The sequence below is a fragment of the Rhizobium tropici CIAT 899 genome, assembly GCF_000330885.1.
GTDB classification, from domain to species: Bacteria; Pseudomonadota; Alphaproteobacteria; order Rhizobiales; family Rhizobiaceae; genus Rhizobium; species Rhizobium tropici.
On the sequence record NC_020062.1, the window covers coordinates 786,656 to 803,836 of the forward strand.

Genomic DNA, 17,181 nt, shown 5'->3' on the forward strand with positions numbered 1-17,181 from the left:
CAAGAGTTGACAGATTTTTACAGATTGAGTAACCCTATCGCGCAGGAAGATGCGCTATGGCTGTCGCCTGTCGGCATTCACGAAGGACGATGATGAAACTCTCTGTCGCCAACGATTCCGGTATGGGCGCGACGCGCTTCGGCGACATCATCTATGAGAGGATCGTCGCGATGATTGCGGATGGAACCTTTCCGGTGAACGAGCGCCTGCCTGCGGAAGCCAAGCTCGCGGAAATGTTCGGCGCGTCACGGCCTGTTGTGCGCGACGCTCTGGAGCGGCTGCGTGCAGATGGTTTGGTCGTTTCGAGCAAGGGGTCGGGTTCCTATGTCAGGCAAAGGCCGGATTCCTCGGTCCTGAAAATGGTGCCTGTAGGATCGCTGGCCGACGTCCAGCGCTTTTTCGAATTTCGCGCTGGACTTGAGGCGGAGGCAGCCGAGCTTGCTGCGCGCAACTGGCAGGCTGATGACAAGGAGCGGATCACACTAGCGCTTCAAAAGATCGAACAATGTCTTGGCGAAGGCCGCCTCGGTGCTGAAGAGGATCAGGAACTGCACGACGCCATTGCGATCGCGACCGGCAACCAGTTCCATATCACAGCTCGCGAATTGTTCCGGCCGCATTTCGCCATCGGTCATTCCGTGACCCGCAGCCTCAGCCTCAAGCGGACGCCCGAGCAGATCCGCAGCGTTCAGGACGAGCATGCCGTCATCGTGCGGGCGATTTTCGCGCGGCAGGAGACCGAGGCTCACGATGCCATGAAGCGGCATATCTTGAATGCACGCGCCCGTATGTTCCAGGGCGTCTAGGATATGGGATGAGGTAGGGCGAGGCGATGGCTTCTTTACGCCTCCTCGTTTGCGTCTCGATGGATGATAAAGGGTCAGGGTAGGAAGATGAGCATTGAAACCATGCGGCAGGTGCTGACCGGCGTCTCCGGTGTTCCGGTCACGGCCTATGATGGAAGTGGCGAGGTGGAACCGCGCGTTACCGCTCAAGTCTATCAGCGGGTAGCGGCTGCCGGGATTCATAACATCGTCGCAGCGGGCAATACGGGCGAATTCTATGCGCTGACGCCGGGGGAAATCCGCCGCGTCCACGAAGCTGCGATCGAGGGCGTCGACGGCAAGGCGCCGGTGACGGCAGCGATCGGCCGTTCATTGCGCGAGGCGATCCAGATGGCGAAGGATGCTGCCTCGATCGGCGCCTCCGCCGTCATGTCGCACCAGCCGGTGGATCCTTTCGCCGCACCCGGCTCGCAGATTGACTATTTCCGCGATCTGGCGGAGGCTTCGCCCCTGCCGCTCGTCGCCTATGTCCGCGCCGAGGGCTTCAGCGTCGACGATATGGTCCGCCTGGCCGGTCACGGCAACGTTGTCGGCATCAAGTTTGCGACGACGGATCTGATGCTGCTTTCGCGGGCGATCGCGAGTTCCGACCCAAAAGGCGCGCTCTTCGTCTGCGGTCTGGCCGAAAGCTGGGCTCCGACATTTGCGGCGGCCGGCGCAAGAGGCTTCACCTCAGGCCTCGTCAATGTTGCGCCGAAGCTGTCGCTTGCCGTTCACGCTGCCTTGGAGAAAGGCGATTTCGCCGCTGCCCGCGCCATCGTCAACAAGCTTGAGCCCTTCGAACGCATGCGCACGAAGTTCCGCAACGGAACAAACGTTACCGTCGTCAAGGAGGCCGTGACCTATTCCGGCCTGGATGTCGGTCCTGTCCGTGTTCCGGGCGTGCCACGCCTTGATGAGAAGGATCGCGAAGAATTGTTCGCTTTGCTGCGCAGATGGCGGGAGGCGGATGAGCTTTCCTTCAGCTGACGCGTGTCATTGCCGATAACACCCCTTCGTGAGCTGAATCGGCAATTGCCGAAGACGCAATCAGAGCACGACGACCTTTGCTCCTACGCTGACCCGGCTATAAAGATCCATTACATCCGGATTTGCCATGCGGATGCAGCCGGAAGATACAGCCTTGCCGATCGAGTTGGGCTCATTGGTGCCATGAATGCGGTAGAGGGTGGAGCCGAGATAGAGCGCGCGTGCCCCAAGGGGATTATTGAGACCGCCCTCCATGTGATCGGGTAATTCCGGCCGGCGGGCGATCATTTCCTTGGGCGGTGTCCAATTCGGCCACTCCGCCTTGCGGCTGACCGTTTCCGTGCCCTTCCAGGAAAACCCCTGCTTGCCGACGCCGATGCCGTATTTGAGTGCGGTTCCGTCATTCTGAACCAGATAGAGGCGTTTTTCCTTCGTGGAGATCACGATCGTGCCCGGTTCGTAGCCGGAGAAGGGGACCACCGTGCGCGGGATCGGCGATCGCGCCATGGCCGCGCGCTGGTCATCCTTGGCGCCGGGGGTGAACTGCGGGGAAGTCTCGCGCGGATCGATCGAAGCCTGCCGCGGTAGACGCCGGGGAGGAGGCGGGAAGTCGCCGTCCTCGTCATCATAATAGTCATAGGCGTCGCCGCGATAGTAATAGCCATCGTCGAGACGCCGATCGTCGCGATAGCGCGGTGGCGCTTCTCGGAAATACCGTGGAGCAGCGTAGTCGTCGCCATAGTCCGGCGAATATCTCCATTCCTGCGCATGCGCGGCGGCGCTTACCATCAGCACCGCCATAGCGGGCAAAAGAACCAGTCTCATAGTCTTCATGTCACAACCATATTTTCCGAAATTGTGCCCCGCGAGGGTGGGCAGCTTGCGCCGACAATTCCGGAAACGGCGGGCGTAATTGTGGCAAAACGGCTGAAAGTCTCACAATCAGGTGCTAGATACAGTCGATAACGAAGACATTGCGGCAGATTTGGAAGCGCCTGCAAGTCCCGACAAGCCGATCGGCAGAATCGCCAGGAGGACCATGGCGCGAGCTGAATTGTGCATCCGATGGCGCCCTGCACCCATAGAGATACCGCTTTTATTATCGAACGCTGCGATTGCCGGCTGGAGCTGTTAAATTCCTGCTCCGTCGAGCTGCTCAGCGTCGTCGCCTTCCCAGGGGGAGGGCATCGAGGTCCGATTGAGATTGGCCGAGGGAAGTGGCATCCAGCACTTCAATTCCGGCTCGGCATATTCGATGATGCACCCCGGCGCAGAATCGGAAGCGCGCCAGCCTTCCGACCCGAAGCGGTCCCCACTCGACCAATAGGCAAGGTCGACTTCTGCAGGCCCCTGCTCGGAGGGGCGAATCGTAACGAGAATTCTGCTGCCGTCTTTCGGCGCGCTTGCCATTTGGCGCCAGCGATCTGGCTCGTGCATCATTATTCCTCCTGCCTCGCTCCAGGTGGCAAGTGTCGCCTCACCATCGAGAACGGTCAACTCAAACTTTGCGCAATGCGGTCTCTTTCGATTGATCTTGGATCAGGAAACAGATCGCGATTTTCCGCAATCGGTGGGAGCAACCGCTGCCGATGTTTTGATGGATATAGCGTCTCTTTTTATGGGAGAGATCCGCGTTTGGCGCTGCCTTACCGGTGCTCCGCACAGCGCCTCCATAAGCAATAGCGGCTCAGATAATTCGAGGTCTCCGGCCGTGGGCAAGCTTTCGGCCGGGATCCATTTGCGTGAATGCCTCGATATTTTTCGGAACCAGCGGCCCACACCTGCGTAGACTTAGGTGACAAGCTTTGCTGGGTCCTCGCGAGCGCGCAGCGCGGTGCTTCGTGTCGTGCCCAGAAAGGGCGAATTTCATTGTACGACGATCCCTGGAGTCATGTCGAAAGGAGGCCGCATGTCCAGATATACGCCTCTGGTGCTTTTCTTCATCTGCGCGGGATTGCTGACTTGCATGATCGGTGTCGGTTTAGCCTCCCTTCTTCAATGAATGGGGCCATCCCGGGCCACAAAATACGGCCTGTGACGCCGTGCTTTGATGTGTCGCTAGTGCCCAGCGGCAATGGCTCGATAGGCCTCGCGGCCGGCGACCCAGGTACGCCGGACGACGGGTACATCGCCCTCGGGCCATTCGACCAGGATGAGGTCGGCTCGGCTGCCGACCCTGATCGTACCGCGATCATGCAAGCCTGATGCACGTGCGGGATTGCCGGAGACCAGCGGCCACAGATCTTGCAGCGATCCCATCCCATCCGCCTTTAGGCGCGCGAGTCCGAGCAGCATGGCGGGATAATAATAATCCGAGGCAAGGATATCGCACAGACCCTCACGGATCATGTCGGCCGCCCCGATCGAGGCGAGATGACTGCCGCCTCGCGTCGCATTCGGCGCGCCGAAGACAATAAAATCACCCGCGTCACGGGCGGCGCGCGCCACGCGGCGGTTCATGGGGAATTCGCAGAGACGTGCACCGCGTGCGCGATAGAAATCACGCGTCTCAATCTGGCTGTCGTCATGTGAAAGCATTGGAGCGCCGGCAGCCTCGCCAAGCGCTGAGACCTCGTTGATGGCCGCCAGCACTTGCGGCCGGCGCTCCCACATGGCGCGTGCCATGGCGATCATGTCTGAGACAGGCAGCTTTGCCCTCTTCGCCCGTTCGGCCATCTTGTCCGCGAAAACCGGTGAGCCCGGATCGAGAGCAGGGAAATTCGGGTCGAGATCGAACGGCCGTTCCTGCAGCGAGACCGAGGGATCAAGCAGCAGCATCGATGTGTGATCGTTGAAGGCAATGGAGGGCCGGCGAGGACCTGACAACGCATCGCGAATAAGATCGATCGCCTCAAAACAAAATGTTTCCCAGCGCAATTGTACCCGGTTGTCGACCATCAGCCTGGAAGCCAGCATATCGAGGGAGGAAACCACCGTGCGGCCGTTGTCGACGGAACGCAGCCCCGGCTCCCAACTCAAGGTCAGTGCGTGGAAGGCTGTGGCGATGCCATTGGCAGCAAGCTGTCGATCCGTTTCGAGCAGCGCCGGCGCGACAGGCAACATCGTGCCCGGACGCGGCATGAGCTGTCGCTCGAAAGCGTCGCCGTGGACATCCACGAAAGCTGGCCCGAGAAGATGACCGCGCCCGTCGATAACGGCGGCTCCGTCGCGCACACCGTCGATATCGGTAATGCGCCCCTCTTCGATCCGTATCGATGCTGATTGCAGGCGGTCGCCAAAGACAACGGTGGCGCCCTCGATGAGAATGGGAGAATTGTGGTGCATGGGCGGGCCTGTTTCGCAACGTGACGAGGGCGGGAATCGCAGCCCTGTGGCCGCCGATTTCCAGCACGTGCTTCTAGTGACACGATATGACAGATTTGAGAATGCTGCGGCTTGGTCTCGCGGAATGAAAACCGCCCTCAACCTCCGGTCGGACGATCTGAAGCGCATTTCCGACAGCCGACACCTTGCCTGCCCCAAGTGCCGGTCGCCGATCCTATCGGTCTGCTTTCGGAGGGAGGATTTGGCCCCTGTCGCCGGAGATAGACAGGATCTCGCAGCTCTCGGTATGGGACGGCGCTTGGCCTTCCGTGGCGAGAGCCTTGGTACAGATGCCGATTTCGTGCCCCTGGATCCGGAAGAAGGTGATGCCTCCGGTCTCGAGCGCCAGTCGCAGTTGCGCTTCCGTCGCCCGATGCAGGCTGTGGCGATTGCCCTCGTAATCGCGGATCGTGCTGCGCGATACGCCCGAACGGTCGGCAAGGTCCATCTGCGTCCAATCGAGGAAGCCGCGGGCCGCCCGGCAGAGCGCTGGTGTCAAAATCATCGCCATCTTACCTTGACGCAGGGTTTCAAGCTGCCCATATTGGGCGATATCTATCATATAGGGCATAATATAGCGGATTTCCAGGGGTTTTGCCGACTGGCATGATCCGGCCAAGCGAAGGAGCAACGTTTTGGGATAACGAGCGGGCCTATTTTTATTTTAGCACTTTTGGCTCTGCCGTTTATCGGAAGTCTTCTTTCCGTATGCCTCTTGCGCACGCAGTCGCGGCGTGGCCCGGCCTGGATTGCCGGCATCGTTACATTTCTGGCGCTGTTGCTTTCCGCAAGCTTCTATCCTGCTGTCAAAAACGGCGGCGTCGTCCGTTATAGCATAGAATGGCTGCCGCAGCTTGGGCTAGATTTCAGCCTCAGATTGGATGGCTTTGCCTGGCTGTTTTCGCTCGTCATCACCGCCATCGGTTTTCTCGTCATCGTCTATGCCCGCTACTACATGTCGGAAGAGGACCCGGTTCCCCGCTTCTTCTCCTTCCTGCTTGCCTTCATGGGCGCGATGCTCGGCATCGTGCTGTCAGGCAATGTCATCCTGCTCTCGATATTCTGGGAGCTGACCAGCATCTTCTCCTTCCTGCTGATCAGCTATTGGCACAATACCGCAGCGGCGCGTGATGGTGCCCGCATGGCTCTGACGATCACCGGGATTGGCGGGTTCTGCCTGCTCATCGGGCTGATCCTGCTCGGCCATATCGTCGGCAGCTACGATCTGGACAATATCCTGGCATCGGGCGAAATCATCCGCAATCATCCGCTCTATCTGCCCGCGCTGATACTCATCCTGCTCGGCGCGCTAACGAAGAGCGCGCAGTTTCCCTTCCATTTCTGGCTTCCGAATGCGATGGCGGCGCCGACGCCCGTCTCCGCCTATCTGCATTCCGCCACGCTGGTGAAGGCCGGCGTCTTCTTGCTTGCACGCTTCTGGCCGGTTCTCTCCGGCACCAATGAGTGGTTCTACATAGTCGGGGCCGCCGGCATCATCACGCTGCTGCTCGGCGCCTATTTCGCGATGTTCCAGCAGGATCTCAAAGGGCTGCTGGCCTATTCGACGATCAGCCATCTCGGCCTCATCACCACCTTGCTCAGCCTCGGCAGCCCACTTGCGACGGTTGCCGCCATCTTCCACATGCTGAACCACGCGACCTTCAAGGCGTCGCTGTTCATGGCGGCCGGCATCATCGATCACGAGACCGGCACGCGTGACATGCGCCGTCTGAGTGGCCTGTTCCGCTATATGCCGTTCACCGGGGCGCTTGCGATCGTTGCGAGCGCCGCCATGGCCGGCGTGCCGCTGCTCAATGGCTTTCTATCCAAGGAAATGTTCTTCGCCGAAGCGATCGAAACCCATGCGGATTCCATCCTCGATCGTATGCTTCCCTATGTGGCGACGCTCGCAAGCGCCTTCAGCGTCGCCTATTCGCTGCGCTTCATTCAGACGGTGTTTTTCGGGCCGGCGCCGACCGATCTGCCGATCGCCAAGCCGCATGAGCCGCCGCGCTGGATGCGCTTCCCGATCGAGCTTCTGGTCGTGGTATGCCTGGTTGTCGGCATCGTTCCGGCGCTTTCGGTGGCGCCCTTCCTGCATGCGGCTGTGGTCAGCGTTCTCAACGCCGATACGCCGCAATACAGCCTCTCGCTCTGGCATGGCTTCAATTTGCCGCTCGTGATGAGCATCGTCGCATTGGTCGGTGGCACGGCGTTCTATTTCGCCTTCAAGGATTATTTTTCGCGATGTGACGACGGTCCGCCCCTCTTTCGCCGCCTGAAGGGGCAGCGCATCTTCGAGCGGGTGCTGGTCGAGGTTTCCTGGCACTGGGCGCGAATAGCCGAAAAGCGGATCGGCACGCGCAAGCTCCAGCCCCAGCTTCGCTGGGTGGTGGCAACAGGCTTTGCGGCTGGCCTGCTGCCGCTCTATCTGTCGGGCTTCGAGGCCAAGCATTTTGCCTTTTCAGGCGCCGATCCGGTCTTCGCCATCGTCTGGGCAATCGGGATTTGCCTGGCGATCGGCACTGCCTTCTTTGCCAAATATCACCGGCTTGTCGCGCTCGTGATGCTGGGCGGGGTCGGATTGATCGTCTGCATGACGTTCATCTGGCTGTCGGCGCCGGATCTTGCGATTACCCAGCTCCTCGTCGAGATCGTCACGACAGTTCTCATCCTTCTGGGCTTGCGCTGGCTGCCGAAGCGGACAGAAGGGATTGACGATACGGTGAATTTGCGCGCCCGTTTCCGACGCTTCCGCGATCTGGCGCTCGCCGTCATCTGCGGCGTCGGCATGATGTTCATTTCCTATGCCGTCATGACCATGCCGGTGCCTGACGCCATCGCGAATTACTTCCTGGAAAATGCCTATTCGAAGGGCGGCGGCCGTAATGTCGTCAACGTCATTCTGGTCGATTTCCGTGGCTTCGACACCTTGGGCGAAATCGCCGTCCTCGGTGTCGTCGCCTTGACCGTCTATGCGCTGCTGCGTCGTTTCCGCCCTGCGCCCGACAGCATGGAGATGCCGGAACAGCAGCGGATCCAGAACCGTTTCGACGAGGAGCGGCCGGAGCGTTCGGCCGGCGATACGGTGCGCGACTACCTGCTCGTGCCCTCCGTCATCATGCAGTGGATGTTCCCCTTCGTGATCGCCCTTTCGGTCTATATCTTCATGCGTGGGCATGACGCGCCGGGCGGCGGCTTTTCGGCCGGCCTCACGCTCTCGATCGCCTTCCTGCTGCAATATCTTGCCGGCGGTACGCGTTGGGCGGAGGATCGCATTCGCATCCTGCCGCTGCGGTGGATGGGTGCAGGGCTTCTGATCGCGACGGCAACGGGTATCGGTGCCTGGTTCTTCGGCTATCCGTTCCTCACCTCGTATTTCCAGTATCTCGATGTGCCGTTGCTCGGCAAGGTTCCGGCGGCAAGCGCGCTGCTCTTCGATCTCGGCGTTTTCCTGTTGGTTGTCGGCTCCACTGTTCTGATCCTCGTCGCGCTTGCGCACCAGTCGATCCGTATAAACCGCCTGCGTGCGCTAGACTCCGACAAGGCAAAGGGGGACTGATGGAACTCATCTTGTCCATTGCAATCGGTGTAATGACGGCTTGCGGGGTCTGGCTGATCCTGCGCCCGCGCACCTACCAGGTCATCATCGGCCTGTCCTTGCTCTCCTATGCGGTCAATCTCTTCATCTTCGGCGTCGGCGGTGTGAAGACGAATGTGCCGCCGCTGCTTGGCGATGGCACGGCAACGCACGCCTTGGCAGATCCGGTGCCGCAGGCTCTGGTGCTGACTGCGATCGTTATCGGCTTTGCCACGACGGCTCTGTTCCTGGTCGTGCTGCTTGCCTCGCGCGGCCTGACAGGTACGGACCATGTCGATGGCAGGAGTGACCGGAAATGACGGGCTGGTGGCATCATCTCATCATCGCCCCGATCCTGGTTCCCCTTGTCGCAGGTGCGTTGCTTGTATTCATCGATGAGCGTTCGCGCACGCTGAAGGCGCTCATCAGCCTCGTTGCAACGCTGTTGCTGGTGGGCATTGCACTTGCGCTCTTCCGTGCAGAAGGCGGATCGCCGGGGCAGGAGCGTGCGTATCTACTAGGAAACTGGAGCGCGCCCTTCGGCATCGTGCTTGTGCTCGATGGCTTGTCGGCACTCATGCTGCTGTTGACATCCATCGTTGCCGTTGCCGCGTTGATATTTTCATTGGCGCGCTGGCATGCGGTCGGTGCGCATTTCCACACCATGTTCCAGTTGCTGCTGATGGGGGTCAACGGTGCGTTCCTGACGGGTGATCTCTTCAATCTCTTCGTCTTCTTTGAGGTCATGCTGGCTGCATCTTACGGCCTTCTGCTGCATGGCTCCGGGCCGCTCCGGGTCAAGGCGGGCATGCATTACATTGCCGTCAATCTCGCAGCCGCGCTGCTCTTCCTTATCGGCGTCAGCCTGATCTACGGCACGGCGGGAACGTTGAACATGGCGGATCTTGCCATGCGCATCCCGGAAATGTCGGCAGATCGCCGCATGTTGATGCAGGCGGGCGCCGGCGTGCTCGGCATCGCATTCCTCATCAAGGCCGGCATGTGGCCGCTCTGCTTCTGGCTGCCGACGGCCTATAGCGCGGCGTCGGCGCCGGTTGCCGGCATATTCGCGATCCTCAGCAAGCTTGGCATCTATGTCATCCTGCGGCTGACCATGCTCCTGTTCAGCGCCGGCCCTTCCGCCGGCTTCGGCGCGACCGTGCTTCTCTATGGCGGGATGGCAACCCTGATCTTCGGAACGGTCGGTGTGCTGGCGTCGCAGGCGCTTGGCCGGCTGGCCGGCTTCTCGGTACTGGTTTCTTCCGGTACGCTGCTGATGGTGATCGGTATCAATGACGGCTCCATCTCGTCCGGCGCGCTGATGTATCTCGTCAGCTCGACGCTGACGATCAGCGCATTCTTCATGCTGATCGAACTCGTGGAGCGCGGACAGGATGCGGGTGCCAGCGTTCTCGCGGTCACGATGGAGGCCTATGGCGATGCCGAGGAGAAGGAGCCGGCAGAAGGCGATGGCGTGACAATGCCCGGCACCATGGCGATGCTCGGCATCTGCTTTGCCGCCTGCGGCATCCTGCTGGCCGGCCTGCCACCGCTTTCCGGCTTCATCGCCAAGTTTGCCATGCTCTCCGCTATGATGGGAACGGGCGCGATCGGCATTCCGCCGAGCACTGCGGTATGGGCGTTGATCCTTCTGGTCATTCTCTCCGGCATTGCCGCTTTGATCGCCATGACGCGTGCCGGCATACGCACGTTCTGGAGTTCGCTGGAGGGCACGGTTCCCCGTGTGCTTGTCATCGAGATATTCCCCGTCATGGGCCTGCTCGCATTGACGCTGGCACTGACCATCTGGGCCGGCCCCGTCATGCAATATATGGATGCGACCATCCGCACGCTCAGCGATCCCAATCTCTATGTCGATGCGGTCCGCAATGCTGTGGTCGCGCCGGCAAAGACGGGAGGCCTGTGATGCTGCCTTATCCGCTCCTGGCGCTGAGCCTGATCCTGATGTGGCTGCTGCTAAGCGGCTTCACGCTCGGTCAGCTTATCCTCGGCATCATCGTCGCGGTCTTTGCCTCCTGGGGGATGGCATCGCTACGACCCGAAAAGCCGCGGCTGCGGAAATGGTATCTGCTGCCCAAACTCTTCTTCCGGGTCGTTTTCGATGTGGTGAAATCGAATGTACAAGTGGCCTGGATCATCCTGAGAGGGCGCTCGCGCAAGACGACGCCGGGTTTTGTGGTTCTTGAGCTCAGGGTGCGGGATCAGATCCCGCTGGCGCTGCTTGCGGTTATCCTGACCAGTACACCGGGCTCTGCGTGGCTGGAATATGATTCCAACGACAACACGGTGCTGCTGCATGTCCTCGATCTCGAAAACGAGGCGCAATGGCGTCAAACGGTCGCCAACCGGTATGAAAACCTGCTGATGGAGATTTTTGCATGAGCGCCACGATCATCCAGATATCCGTTACGATTGCGCAGATGATGATCGTGGCGGCGATGGCGATCGCCTCCATTCGCATGTTCCGGGGACCGCGCGCGCAGGATCGCATCATCGCGCTCGATACGCTGTATGTGAATGCCATGCTGCTCCTGTTGACTTTCGGCATTGGAACCGGCCGTGTCGTCTATTTCGAGGCGGCACTCGTCATCGGCATGCTGGGCTTTGTCGCAACGGTTGCCTTGGCGAAATTCCTGATGCGCGGGGAGGTGATCGAATGAGCGCGTCATTTGAAAACATACCTCTGTGGGCCGCGATCCCCGTCGGCGGGCTTCTCGTGATCGGCGCCTTCCTGACGCTCGTCGGCGCAATCGGATTTCTGAGGCTTGGAACATTCTACGAGCGTATTCACGCGCCGACATTGGGAACGAGCGGCGGTATCGGCGCGATCATGATCGCATCGATGATCTTCTTTTCGACCGCGACGCGGTCCCTCGTCATTCATGAACTGCTGATCGGTGTTTTCATAACCGTGACGACGCCGATCACCTTCATGCTGCTCGCCCGCGCGGCTCTGCATCGCGATCGTGCCGAGCAGAACGGCAACGTTCCGCCAAAACAATCGCCTGAGCAGAAGCCGGTCGAGGGGCATTCGTCATAAACGACCAACGACTACTGCCGCATGAAGATGCGGCGCTGCGTCTTCTATGGGATCGCGGCACTTAATGCTCAAGCATATAGCAGCACTGGACGATGGTTTCGCGGCGCGCTCGCGAAGAAAGCTCTCTGTTGCCGACTGGCCTAAAGCCCAGTTTGGTCAGCACCCGTCCCGAGGCGGGGTTGTCGGATGCGTGACCGGATTCGAGCCTGGACAAGCCGACCACCTGGAAGGCAAAGCCGATCAGTGCTCGCGCTGCCTCGAAGGCATAGCCCTTTCCCCAGGCTTGCCTTTCCAGCCAATAGCCAAGGCTGCCCTCGCTCCCGGTAATGCCATCGACGTCGACGATGCCGATCATTCTTTCCTCTTGTTCGATGGCGAAACGATAGGCGGAGCCTTCGGCCCATTCGCGCCCATGGCTGGAAAACCAATCTCTGATATCGCTTTCGTCCGGAGGGTATGAGGCGTTGCTCAGCATACGTGTCACGGCCCAGTCGCTCTGGATTTCGAATGCGCGTGTAGCGTCGATGGCCGACGTAGGGCGCAAGCGGAGGCGTGCCGTCTCGATGGAAGAGCGCTGGATTGATTTCGCTGTCATCATAGAAGTGTCTTGCCGGTAGAAAGATGGCGATGTGCGGTGAGGGCTCCTGAGTTTACTATCTCTGCGCGAGGTGATGATGGGAAGCAATTTTGTTAGGCTGCCGTTTTTTAGTCTTAGCCAATATATTGCCGCAATGGGCGCGCAAAAGCGCCGCCTCTTGCGGGCCTGGCCTGCGGGAATGTGGGACCGGCCGTGAGAGCGTTCCGTTTACGAGGGGCGAACCCCCTTTCGCGGTCCGGTCCTTTATCGCCGCGTCTTCCCGCAGATCCCCGCCGACCGCTGAAGCCGTGCGCATAGTCTTCGTTGAGGCAGCGTGACGGCGCTGCCGGTACGCGTCCATGACGTCTTCGTCGATGGTTTCCAGATCGCCTGCTCAATCATATCCGCATTGAAGATGCGGCCTATGAACATGATAGCTTCGATAAAGATGCTGCAACAAAGTTCTTGTTCGATCGGTATGGCGACCTGACGAATGTAGTCGCATCGATGAACACCTATGAATTTGCCGGACAACAAAATAGCGGTCAGCGCTAGCTGCTATCAATAAATTGTCGATACGCCATAAGTTTTATATTGTCGCGGGTTACTTCGAAGCGAGTATGCGCAGCAGCACGAGGGTGTCGAAGTTCCAGATCGGAACGAGAGCGGCCTGTCCTAGCGAAGGAAAAGATAAGAAATTTGCGCTTCGGGGTCGAAAAGGCGGCAATAGGACGGCCAAAATGGCGATTCGCTCCGCAATAATAACGGATTATGTTGCCATTATACATCTATCCTTTACATATATGCGGGCATCCCTGTGGAGGAGCTCCGTCAGCTTTTTTGAAGCGATGGCGGCGTGACAAGGAACGCTAACCTGAAGAGATCGGATCAATGGCAAACTTTCTTGAGAAATGGACTTCCAAAAAGGCTGACAAGCCGAAGGCTGGTGCGCGGAACGTGGTTGATACATTTCGTGCAAGAGTAGCGGAGCAGAAGGCATATCTGGAGGAGTACGAGCGCGACGCGGCTGGTTTCAGGAAGTGGCGCTCCACCTGGTTCCAGCGCGTTCCAGGCGGATATGGTGTAACGGTCGGTCGTGACTCGATCAATGCCGGCCGCGGCTTGAGCTATGTCGTCGTCGATACCATCAAGGACGTGGCTGAGTTTCTCGATGATCTCGCCTATCATGCGGAACACGATGTTGGTTTCCAGCAGGCTCTCGAGCAGAACCGCCAGCGTCGTGTCGCACTTCTGAACGCGGCAAAGACGGGAGGCAAGGCAACAACGTCCAAAGCGAAAGCCAAGGCAAAGCCCGCAGCGGCAAAACCGGCCGCCGCCAAGCCTGCTGCCGCCAAGGCGTCGACGAGAGCTCCCCGGGCAAAGGCTGCTGCGGCAGCTCCCGCACCGGCTGCCGCAGAAGCGGCAAAGCCGAAGCGCACTCGCAGGACGAAGGCCGCCAGCGCGGCAGAATAAAGCTGAAGAAGCCCGCCTCGCGCGGGCTTCATTTTGTCTTCCTTCTGCATGGAGGATTATGCGTCAGTTGAGGTGAGACGCAGCATCCAGCAGCATCTATGTTGCAGATGCCGTCTCACGGACAGGAAAGAATACTCGGATCGCGATAGGCATAGTTGGCGCTTCGGTCTCTATCGCATGAGTGGATCGATGAAATTTCCATCATGTGTGCGGTCATTCAAAAGCCATAAAACTGGTGAGGCTTGGAACGGCAAGATGGATCGGCATGATCCAATAGCCGTTGCTTGATATGTTCGTGAGGCATCAGCCTGCATCACCGCATATCCCCGTATGCAGCGCGCTCATCCATAAGGACCTGAATGAGAGGGTTCGCCGTAACCAAAGCAGATCTGCGAGGTTCAATGCGATGCATTCCATCCAAGACCGCGTTCCCGTCTCTATCGTCATTGCGAACTATAACTACGCACATTTTCTGAGGCGCAGTATCGATAGCGCGTTGGAACAGGATTACGATGAAGCTGAAGTCATCGTCGTCGATGATGCATCGACCGATGCGACGGCTGATGTTATCGCCTCCTATGGCTCTCGAATAAAGACATGTCTGCGTGAGATGAACGGTGGACATGCTGCCGCATTCAACACAGGCTTCGCATCCAGCCACGGCGAGATCGTGCTGTTTCTCGATGCGGATGATTATCTCTATCCGAATGCAGTATCGGAAGTTGTCGAAGCCTGGGAGGACAGGACAGCACAGGTGCAGTTCAGACTGCATATCGTTGATGAGCAAATGCAGGTGAAGGATGTATTCCCGCCTGTCGAATTGCCCTTCGATTCCGGCGACGTCACTCCGGAGCTGCTGCGGAAAGGCCGCTATCAGACGACGGTCACCAGCGGTTTGGCATTCAAGCGTTCGGTGCTGGACAAGGTCATGCCGGTGCCCGAGCCGGAGTTTCGGCAGGGAGCGGATGGATATCTTGCCACGGTTGCGCCGCTTCATGGTGAGGTAACATCCATCGAAGATTGCCTCGGCGCCTATCGTATTCATGGTGCAAATCATTCTGTCTTCGCCGAAAAGCTCGGACAGCGCGCGCGCTGGCGGATAAAACATGATTTCCGCCGGCTGGAGGCCCTGTCGGATCAGGCAAGCGAGATCGGACTGAACATGCGTGACGATGCCGGCCTCCACGATCCCGTCCATCTGGAAGAGCGTCTGGCATCGCTTTGCATCGACAGGGACCAGCATCCCGTCGCGAATGATTCCAGACTCTCCCTAGCCGCGGCCGGCGCGGCTGCCAGTCTCAAGATGAATGCGTCGCGAAAGCGCCGGCTGATGCTGGCCGGATGGTTTCTTTCCGTCGGTGTTCTGCCCAGGGATATGGCAAGGACTATTCTGTCATGGAAGCTCGTTGCCTCATCGAGGCCTCGGTTCCTTTTGCGTCTCTCGAAGACCATAAGACATGCGATGGGATAGCTGCATACAGGAGACCTGGAGCCCCTCGCGCGAAAGAATGGCATTGATCCTATTCGGCCTTGCCTGACTTACGCGACGGCCCCATCAAAGCGTCGATCACGTCTTGATGGTGGAGGTTTCTGCCATGGCGGCTGTCGGCCGCAAGCTGCATCAATCCGGAAAAGGCACTCCTGGCGGAAGGTTTCTTGCCCTCGCCGCGGAGATATGCGGTCAGGAGGCGATAATTGGCATTCGTCTTGATCTCCAGCGGATTGCCGGCGCCGATCTTCTTCAGCGGCCACCAGGACCAGCCGATACCGTTCTTCTCCTGCAAGGCCACTGCGCGGGCATACCAGTCATTGTTGTTCTCGCCGGATTCACCGTTCCAGAGCGGCATGTCATATTGTTCGCGCAGCTTCAGGAAGGGTTCGATCGATTCCTGCGTCGTCGGCGTCCAGTATTTGTGGAAGCTGAGCGTCGTGTTGCGGTCATCGATCGGCAGCACGCCGGCATAATTGTTGCCCCAGCAATTGCCCTCAATAATAAGCATGTGGTTGGTGTCGATCGCGCGGATGGCGCGGATGGTGCGCTGATAGATGTCACGCAGTGGCCGGTTTTCGGTCTCGCGGCAGCCGCCTTTGTCTTTTTTGTCCTGAAAGCCCCAGTTCGGCTCGTTGAGCAGGTCGTAACCCGCGATTGTCGGCTCGTCCCTATAGCGACGGGCGATCTCGCTCCACAGCGCGATCATTATTGCCTGGTTCTCATCGCTGTGCCAGAGCGAGGACTTGTCCGGATCGCGGTCGGAAATGGCGATGTCGTGACCCTGGCCGCCGGGTGCCGCATGTAGATCGAGGATCAAATACATGTCGTTGGCTCTCAGCCAGCGGATCAGTGCATCGACCCGCCGAAAGCCCTCTTCGTTCCAGACAATGCTTTTTGACGTGCTGTTGCCTTTGATGAAGAGCCGCCAGTGCATCGGCAGGCGCACGCTGTTGAAGCCCCATTTGGCCATTGCGTCGATATCGGTTTTCGTCACGGCATTATCGAGCCAGGATCGATAGAATTGCTCGGTCCTTTTCTCGCCGATGATTTCGGAAATGCGGCGGCGAATGATGTGCTGCGCCTTCAGATTGGCAAGCCCCATCATGTAGCCTTCCTGCACCATCCAGCCGCCGAGGCCGAGACCGCGCAGGATCAGCGGATTGCCCTTGCCGTCGACGATCTGCTGATGATCGGCGCGAACGAATCCCTCGGCATGTGCCGGCGGCGCAAATGACCCCAGACAAATAATAGACAGGCTGGCGAGCAACAGCAGAAAATGCCTCATGAATCCCAACTCGCGTGAAACTTTGGCGCCATGTGGGCAAGGTAGCGCGCCGAGGGCCAAAGTCTCGTGACAACATCTACGCCGGTCGCTCCAATGGTGCGCCGAAGATGATCTCCTGATAGGCAGCAAGCAGGGCAGGTTCCTCAATGGAGCCGTGATGGTGAAGCTGACGCCAGACGCCGTCGATCCGGGTGAACCAGCGTGTCGTGCGAATGCGAAGCTCGATACTCCTGTCGGCCGTGACGCAACGTCCCCTCTCACGCCCGACGAACAGGTGCCAGTCATCGCCGCCCTGGCTGCTAAAATCGTGGAATGCGACCTGGACTTTCGCCTTTCCACCAAACAGCTTCGCATAGCCCTCGCGGATCGACGGCCATCCGCGCCGAATGCCTCCGATCGGATTGTCCATGCTTGGCTTGTCGCCATCGGCCCAGTTGGCAGCGAGTGCTTCCAGGTCGCCGGCATTGAAGGCGCGATAAAAGCCGATGAGCGCATCAAGGGCGCCGCCATCGCCCAACATGTTTTCGCGGCCGGTAATCTCGGTCAAGTGTTCTGTCATGTCCAATTCTCCTGCT

The 17,181-nt window shown here is 59.2% G+C and carries 16 protein-coding genes and 1 pseudogene; 10 read left to right on the top strand and 7 right to left on the bottom strand.

From position 1 onward, the window contains the following. The first annotated feature begins 92 nt into the window (after positions 1-92). Positions 93-806, top strand: a complete 714-nt coding sequence (locus RTCIAT899_RS25745) for a FadR/GntR family transcriptional regulator (RefSeq protein WP_041678383.1) — start codon at positions 93-95, stop codon at positions 804-806. Positions 807-893: 87 nt separating this feature from the next. After that, complete coding sequence (locus tag RTCIAT899_RS25750) at positions 894-1,814, top strand: dihydrodipicolinate synthase family protein (protein ID WP_015342756.1); 921 nt, start codon at positions 894-896, stop codon at positions 1,812-1,814. Between the two features lie 60 nt (positions 1,815-1,874). Here RTCIAT899_RS25750 and RTCIAT899_RS25755 read toward each other — a convergent pair whose 3' ends face one another. The 4 genes and pseudogenes from RTCIAT899_RS25755 to RTCIAT899_RS25770 all read right to left on the bottom strand — a co-directional run. Beyond that, positions 1,875-2,648 (bottom strand): L,D-transpeptidase, encoded by a 774-nt coding sequence (locus RTCIAT899_RS25755; RefSeq protein ID WP_015342757.1) that lies wholly within the window; start codon positions 2,646-2,648, stop codon positions 1,875-1,877. A gap of 297 nt (positions 2,649-2,945) precedes the next feature. Further along, positions 2,946-3,251 carry a hypothetical protein gene (locus RTCIAT899_RS25760; RefSeq protein WP_015342758.1) on the bottom strand — a complete coding sequence of 102 codons (306 nt, stop codon included), beginning with the start codon at positions 3,249-3,251 and terminating at the stop codon, positions 2,946-2,948. Between the two features lie 621 nt (positions 3,252-3,872). Beyond that, positions 3,873-5,099, bottom strand: coding sequence for an alpha-D-ribose 1-methylphosphonate 5-triphosphate diphosphatase (locus tag RTCIAT899_RS25765; protein WP_015342760.1), 1,227 nt, complete (start codon positions 5,097-5,099; stop codon positions 3,873-3,875). 325 nt (positions 5,100-5,424) lie between these two features. After that, positions 5,425-5,709: pseudogene (locus RTCIAT899_RS25770) on the bottom strand (helix-turn-helix transcriptional regulator); the annotation flags it as partial. A 69-nt stretch (positions 5,710-5,778) separates the two neighbouring features. Between RTCIAT899_RS25770 and RTCIAT899_RS25775 the strand changes: the two are divergent. From RTCIAT899_RS25775 to mnhG, 6 genes are read left to right on the top strand one after another with little or no spacing between them, the layout of a single operon-like run. Next, positions 5,779-8,700: a monovalent cation/H+ antiporter subunit A gene (locus RTCIAT899_RS25775; RefSeq protein ID WP_135488112.1), complete on the top strand. Its 2,922-nt coding sequence runs from the start codon at positions 5,779-5,781 to the stop codon at positions 8,698-8,700. Next, positions 8,700-9,038, top strand: coding sequence for a Na+/H+ antiporter subunit C (locus tag RTCIAT899_RS25780; protein ID WP_015342763.1), 339 nt, complete (start codon positions 8,700-8,702; stop codon positions 9,036-9,038). The genes RTCIAT899_RS25775 and RTCIAT899_RS25780 overlap by 1 nt, the downstream gene beginning before the upstream one ends. Beyond that, positions 9,035-10,645: a monovalent cation/H+ antiporter subunit D gene (locus RTCIAT899_RS25785; protein ID WP_015342764.1), complete on the top strand. Its 1,611-nt coding sequence runs from the start codon at positions 9,035-9,037 to the stop codon at positions 10,643-10,645. The genes RTCIAT899_RS25780 and RTCIAT899_RS25785 overlap by 4 nt, the downstream gene beginning before the upstream one ends. Beyond that, a complete protein-coding gene (locus RTCIAT899_RS25790) occupies positions 10,645-11,121 on the top strand; it encodes a Na+/H+ antiporter subunit E (RefSeq protein ID WP_015342765.1) in 477 nt (158 codons plus the stop codon). The genes RTCIAT899_RS25785 and RTCIAT899_RS25790 overlap by 1 nt, the downstream gene beginning before the upstream one ends. Beyond that, a complete protein-coding gene (locus RTCIAT899_RS25795) occupies positions 11,118-11,399 on the top strand; it encodes a K+/H+ antiporter subunit F (RefSeq protein WP_015342766.1) in 282 nt (93 codons plus the stop codon). Before RTCIAT899_RS25790 ends, RTCIAT899_RS25795 begins: the two co-directional genes overlap by 4 nt. After that, positions 11,396-11,779, top strand: coding sequence for a monovalent cation/H(+) antiporter subunit G (mnhG, locus tag RTCIAT899_RS25800; protein ID WP_015342767.1), 384 nt, complete (start codon positions 11,396-11,398; stop codon positions 11,777-11,779). Before RTCIAT899_RS25795 ends, mnhG begins: the two co-directional genes overlap by 4 nt. Positions 11,780-11,840: 61 nt before the next feature. On the opposite strand, the gene RTCIAT899_RS25805 is transcribed toward mnhG, so the two are convergent. Next, a complete protein-coding gene (locus RTCIAT899_RS25805; protein WP_135488113.1) occupies positions 11,841-12,374 on the bottom strand; it encodes a GNAT family N-acetyltransferase in 534 nt (177 codons plus the stop codon). An 873-nt stretch (positions 12,375-13,247) separates the two neighbouring features. Between RTCIAT899_RS25805 and RTCIAT899_RS25810 the strand changes: the two genes are divergently transcribed. Together RTCIAT899_RS25810 and RTCIAT899_RS25815 are read left to right on the top strand one after the other, a co-directional pair. After that, the gene (locus tag RTCIAT899_RS25810; protein WP_015342770.1) at positions 13,248-13,829 is read left to right on the top strand and encodes a hypothetical protein; all 582 of its coding nucleotides are present in this window, start codon (positions 13,248-13,250) and stop codon (positions 13,827-13,829) included. A 406-nt stretch (positions 13,830-14,235) separates the two neighbouring features. Beyond that, positions 14,236-15,300: a glycosyltransferase family 2 protein gene (locus RTCIAT899_RS25815; RefSeq protein WP_015342771.1), complete on the top strand. Its 1,065-nt coding sequence runs from the start codon at positions 14,236-14,238 to the stop codon at positions 15,298-15,300. Positions 15,301-15,349: 49 nt separating this feature from the next. On the opposite strand, the gene RTCIAT899_RS25820 is transcribed toward RTCIAT899_RS25815, so the two are convergent. Together RTCIAT899_RS25820 and RTCIAT899_RS25825 are read right to left on the bottom strand one after the other, a co-directional pair. Beyond that, positions 15,350-16,606, bottom strand: coding sequence for a glycoside hydrolase family 5 protein (locus RTCIAT899_RS25820; protein WP_015342772.1), 1,257 nt, complete (start codon positions 16,604-16,606; stop codon positions 15,350-15,352). A gap of 76 nt (positions 16,607-16,682) precedes the next feature. Beyond that, positions 16,683-17,165 (bottom strand): YybH family protein, encoded by a 483-nt coding sequence (locus RTCIAT899_RS25825; protein ID WP_015342773.1) that lies wholly within the window; start codon positions 17,163-17,165, stop codon positions 16,683-16,685. Positions 17,166-17,181: the final 16 nt, after the last annotated feature.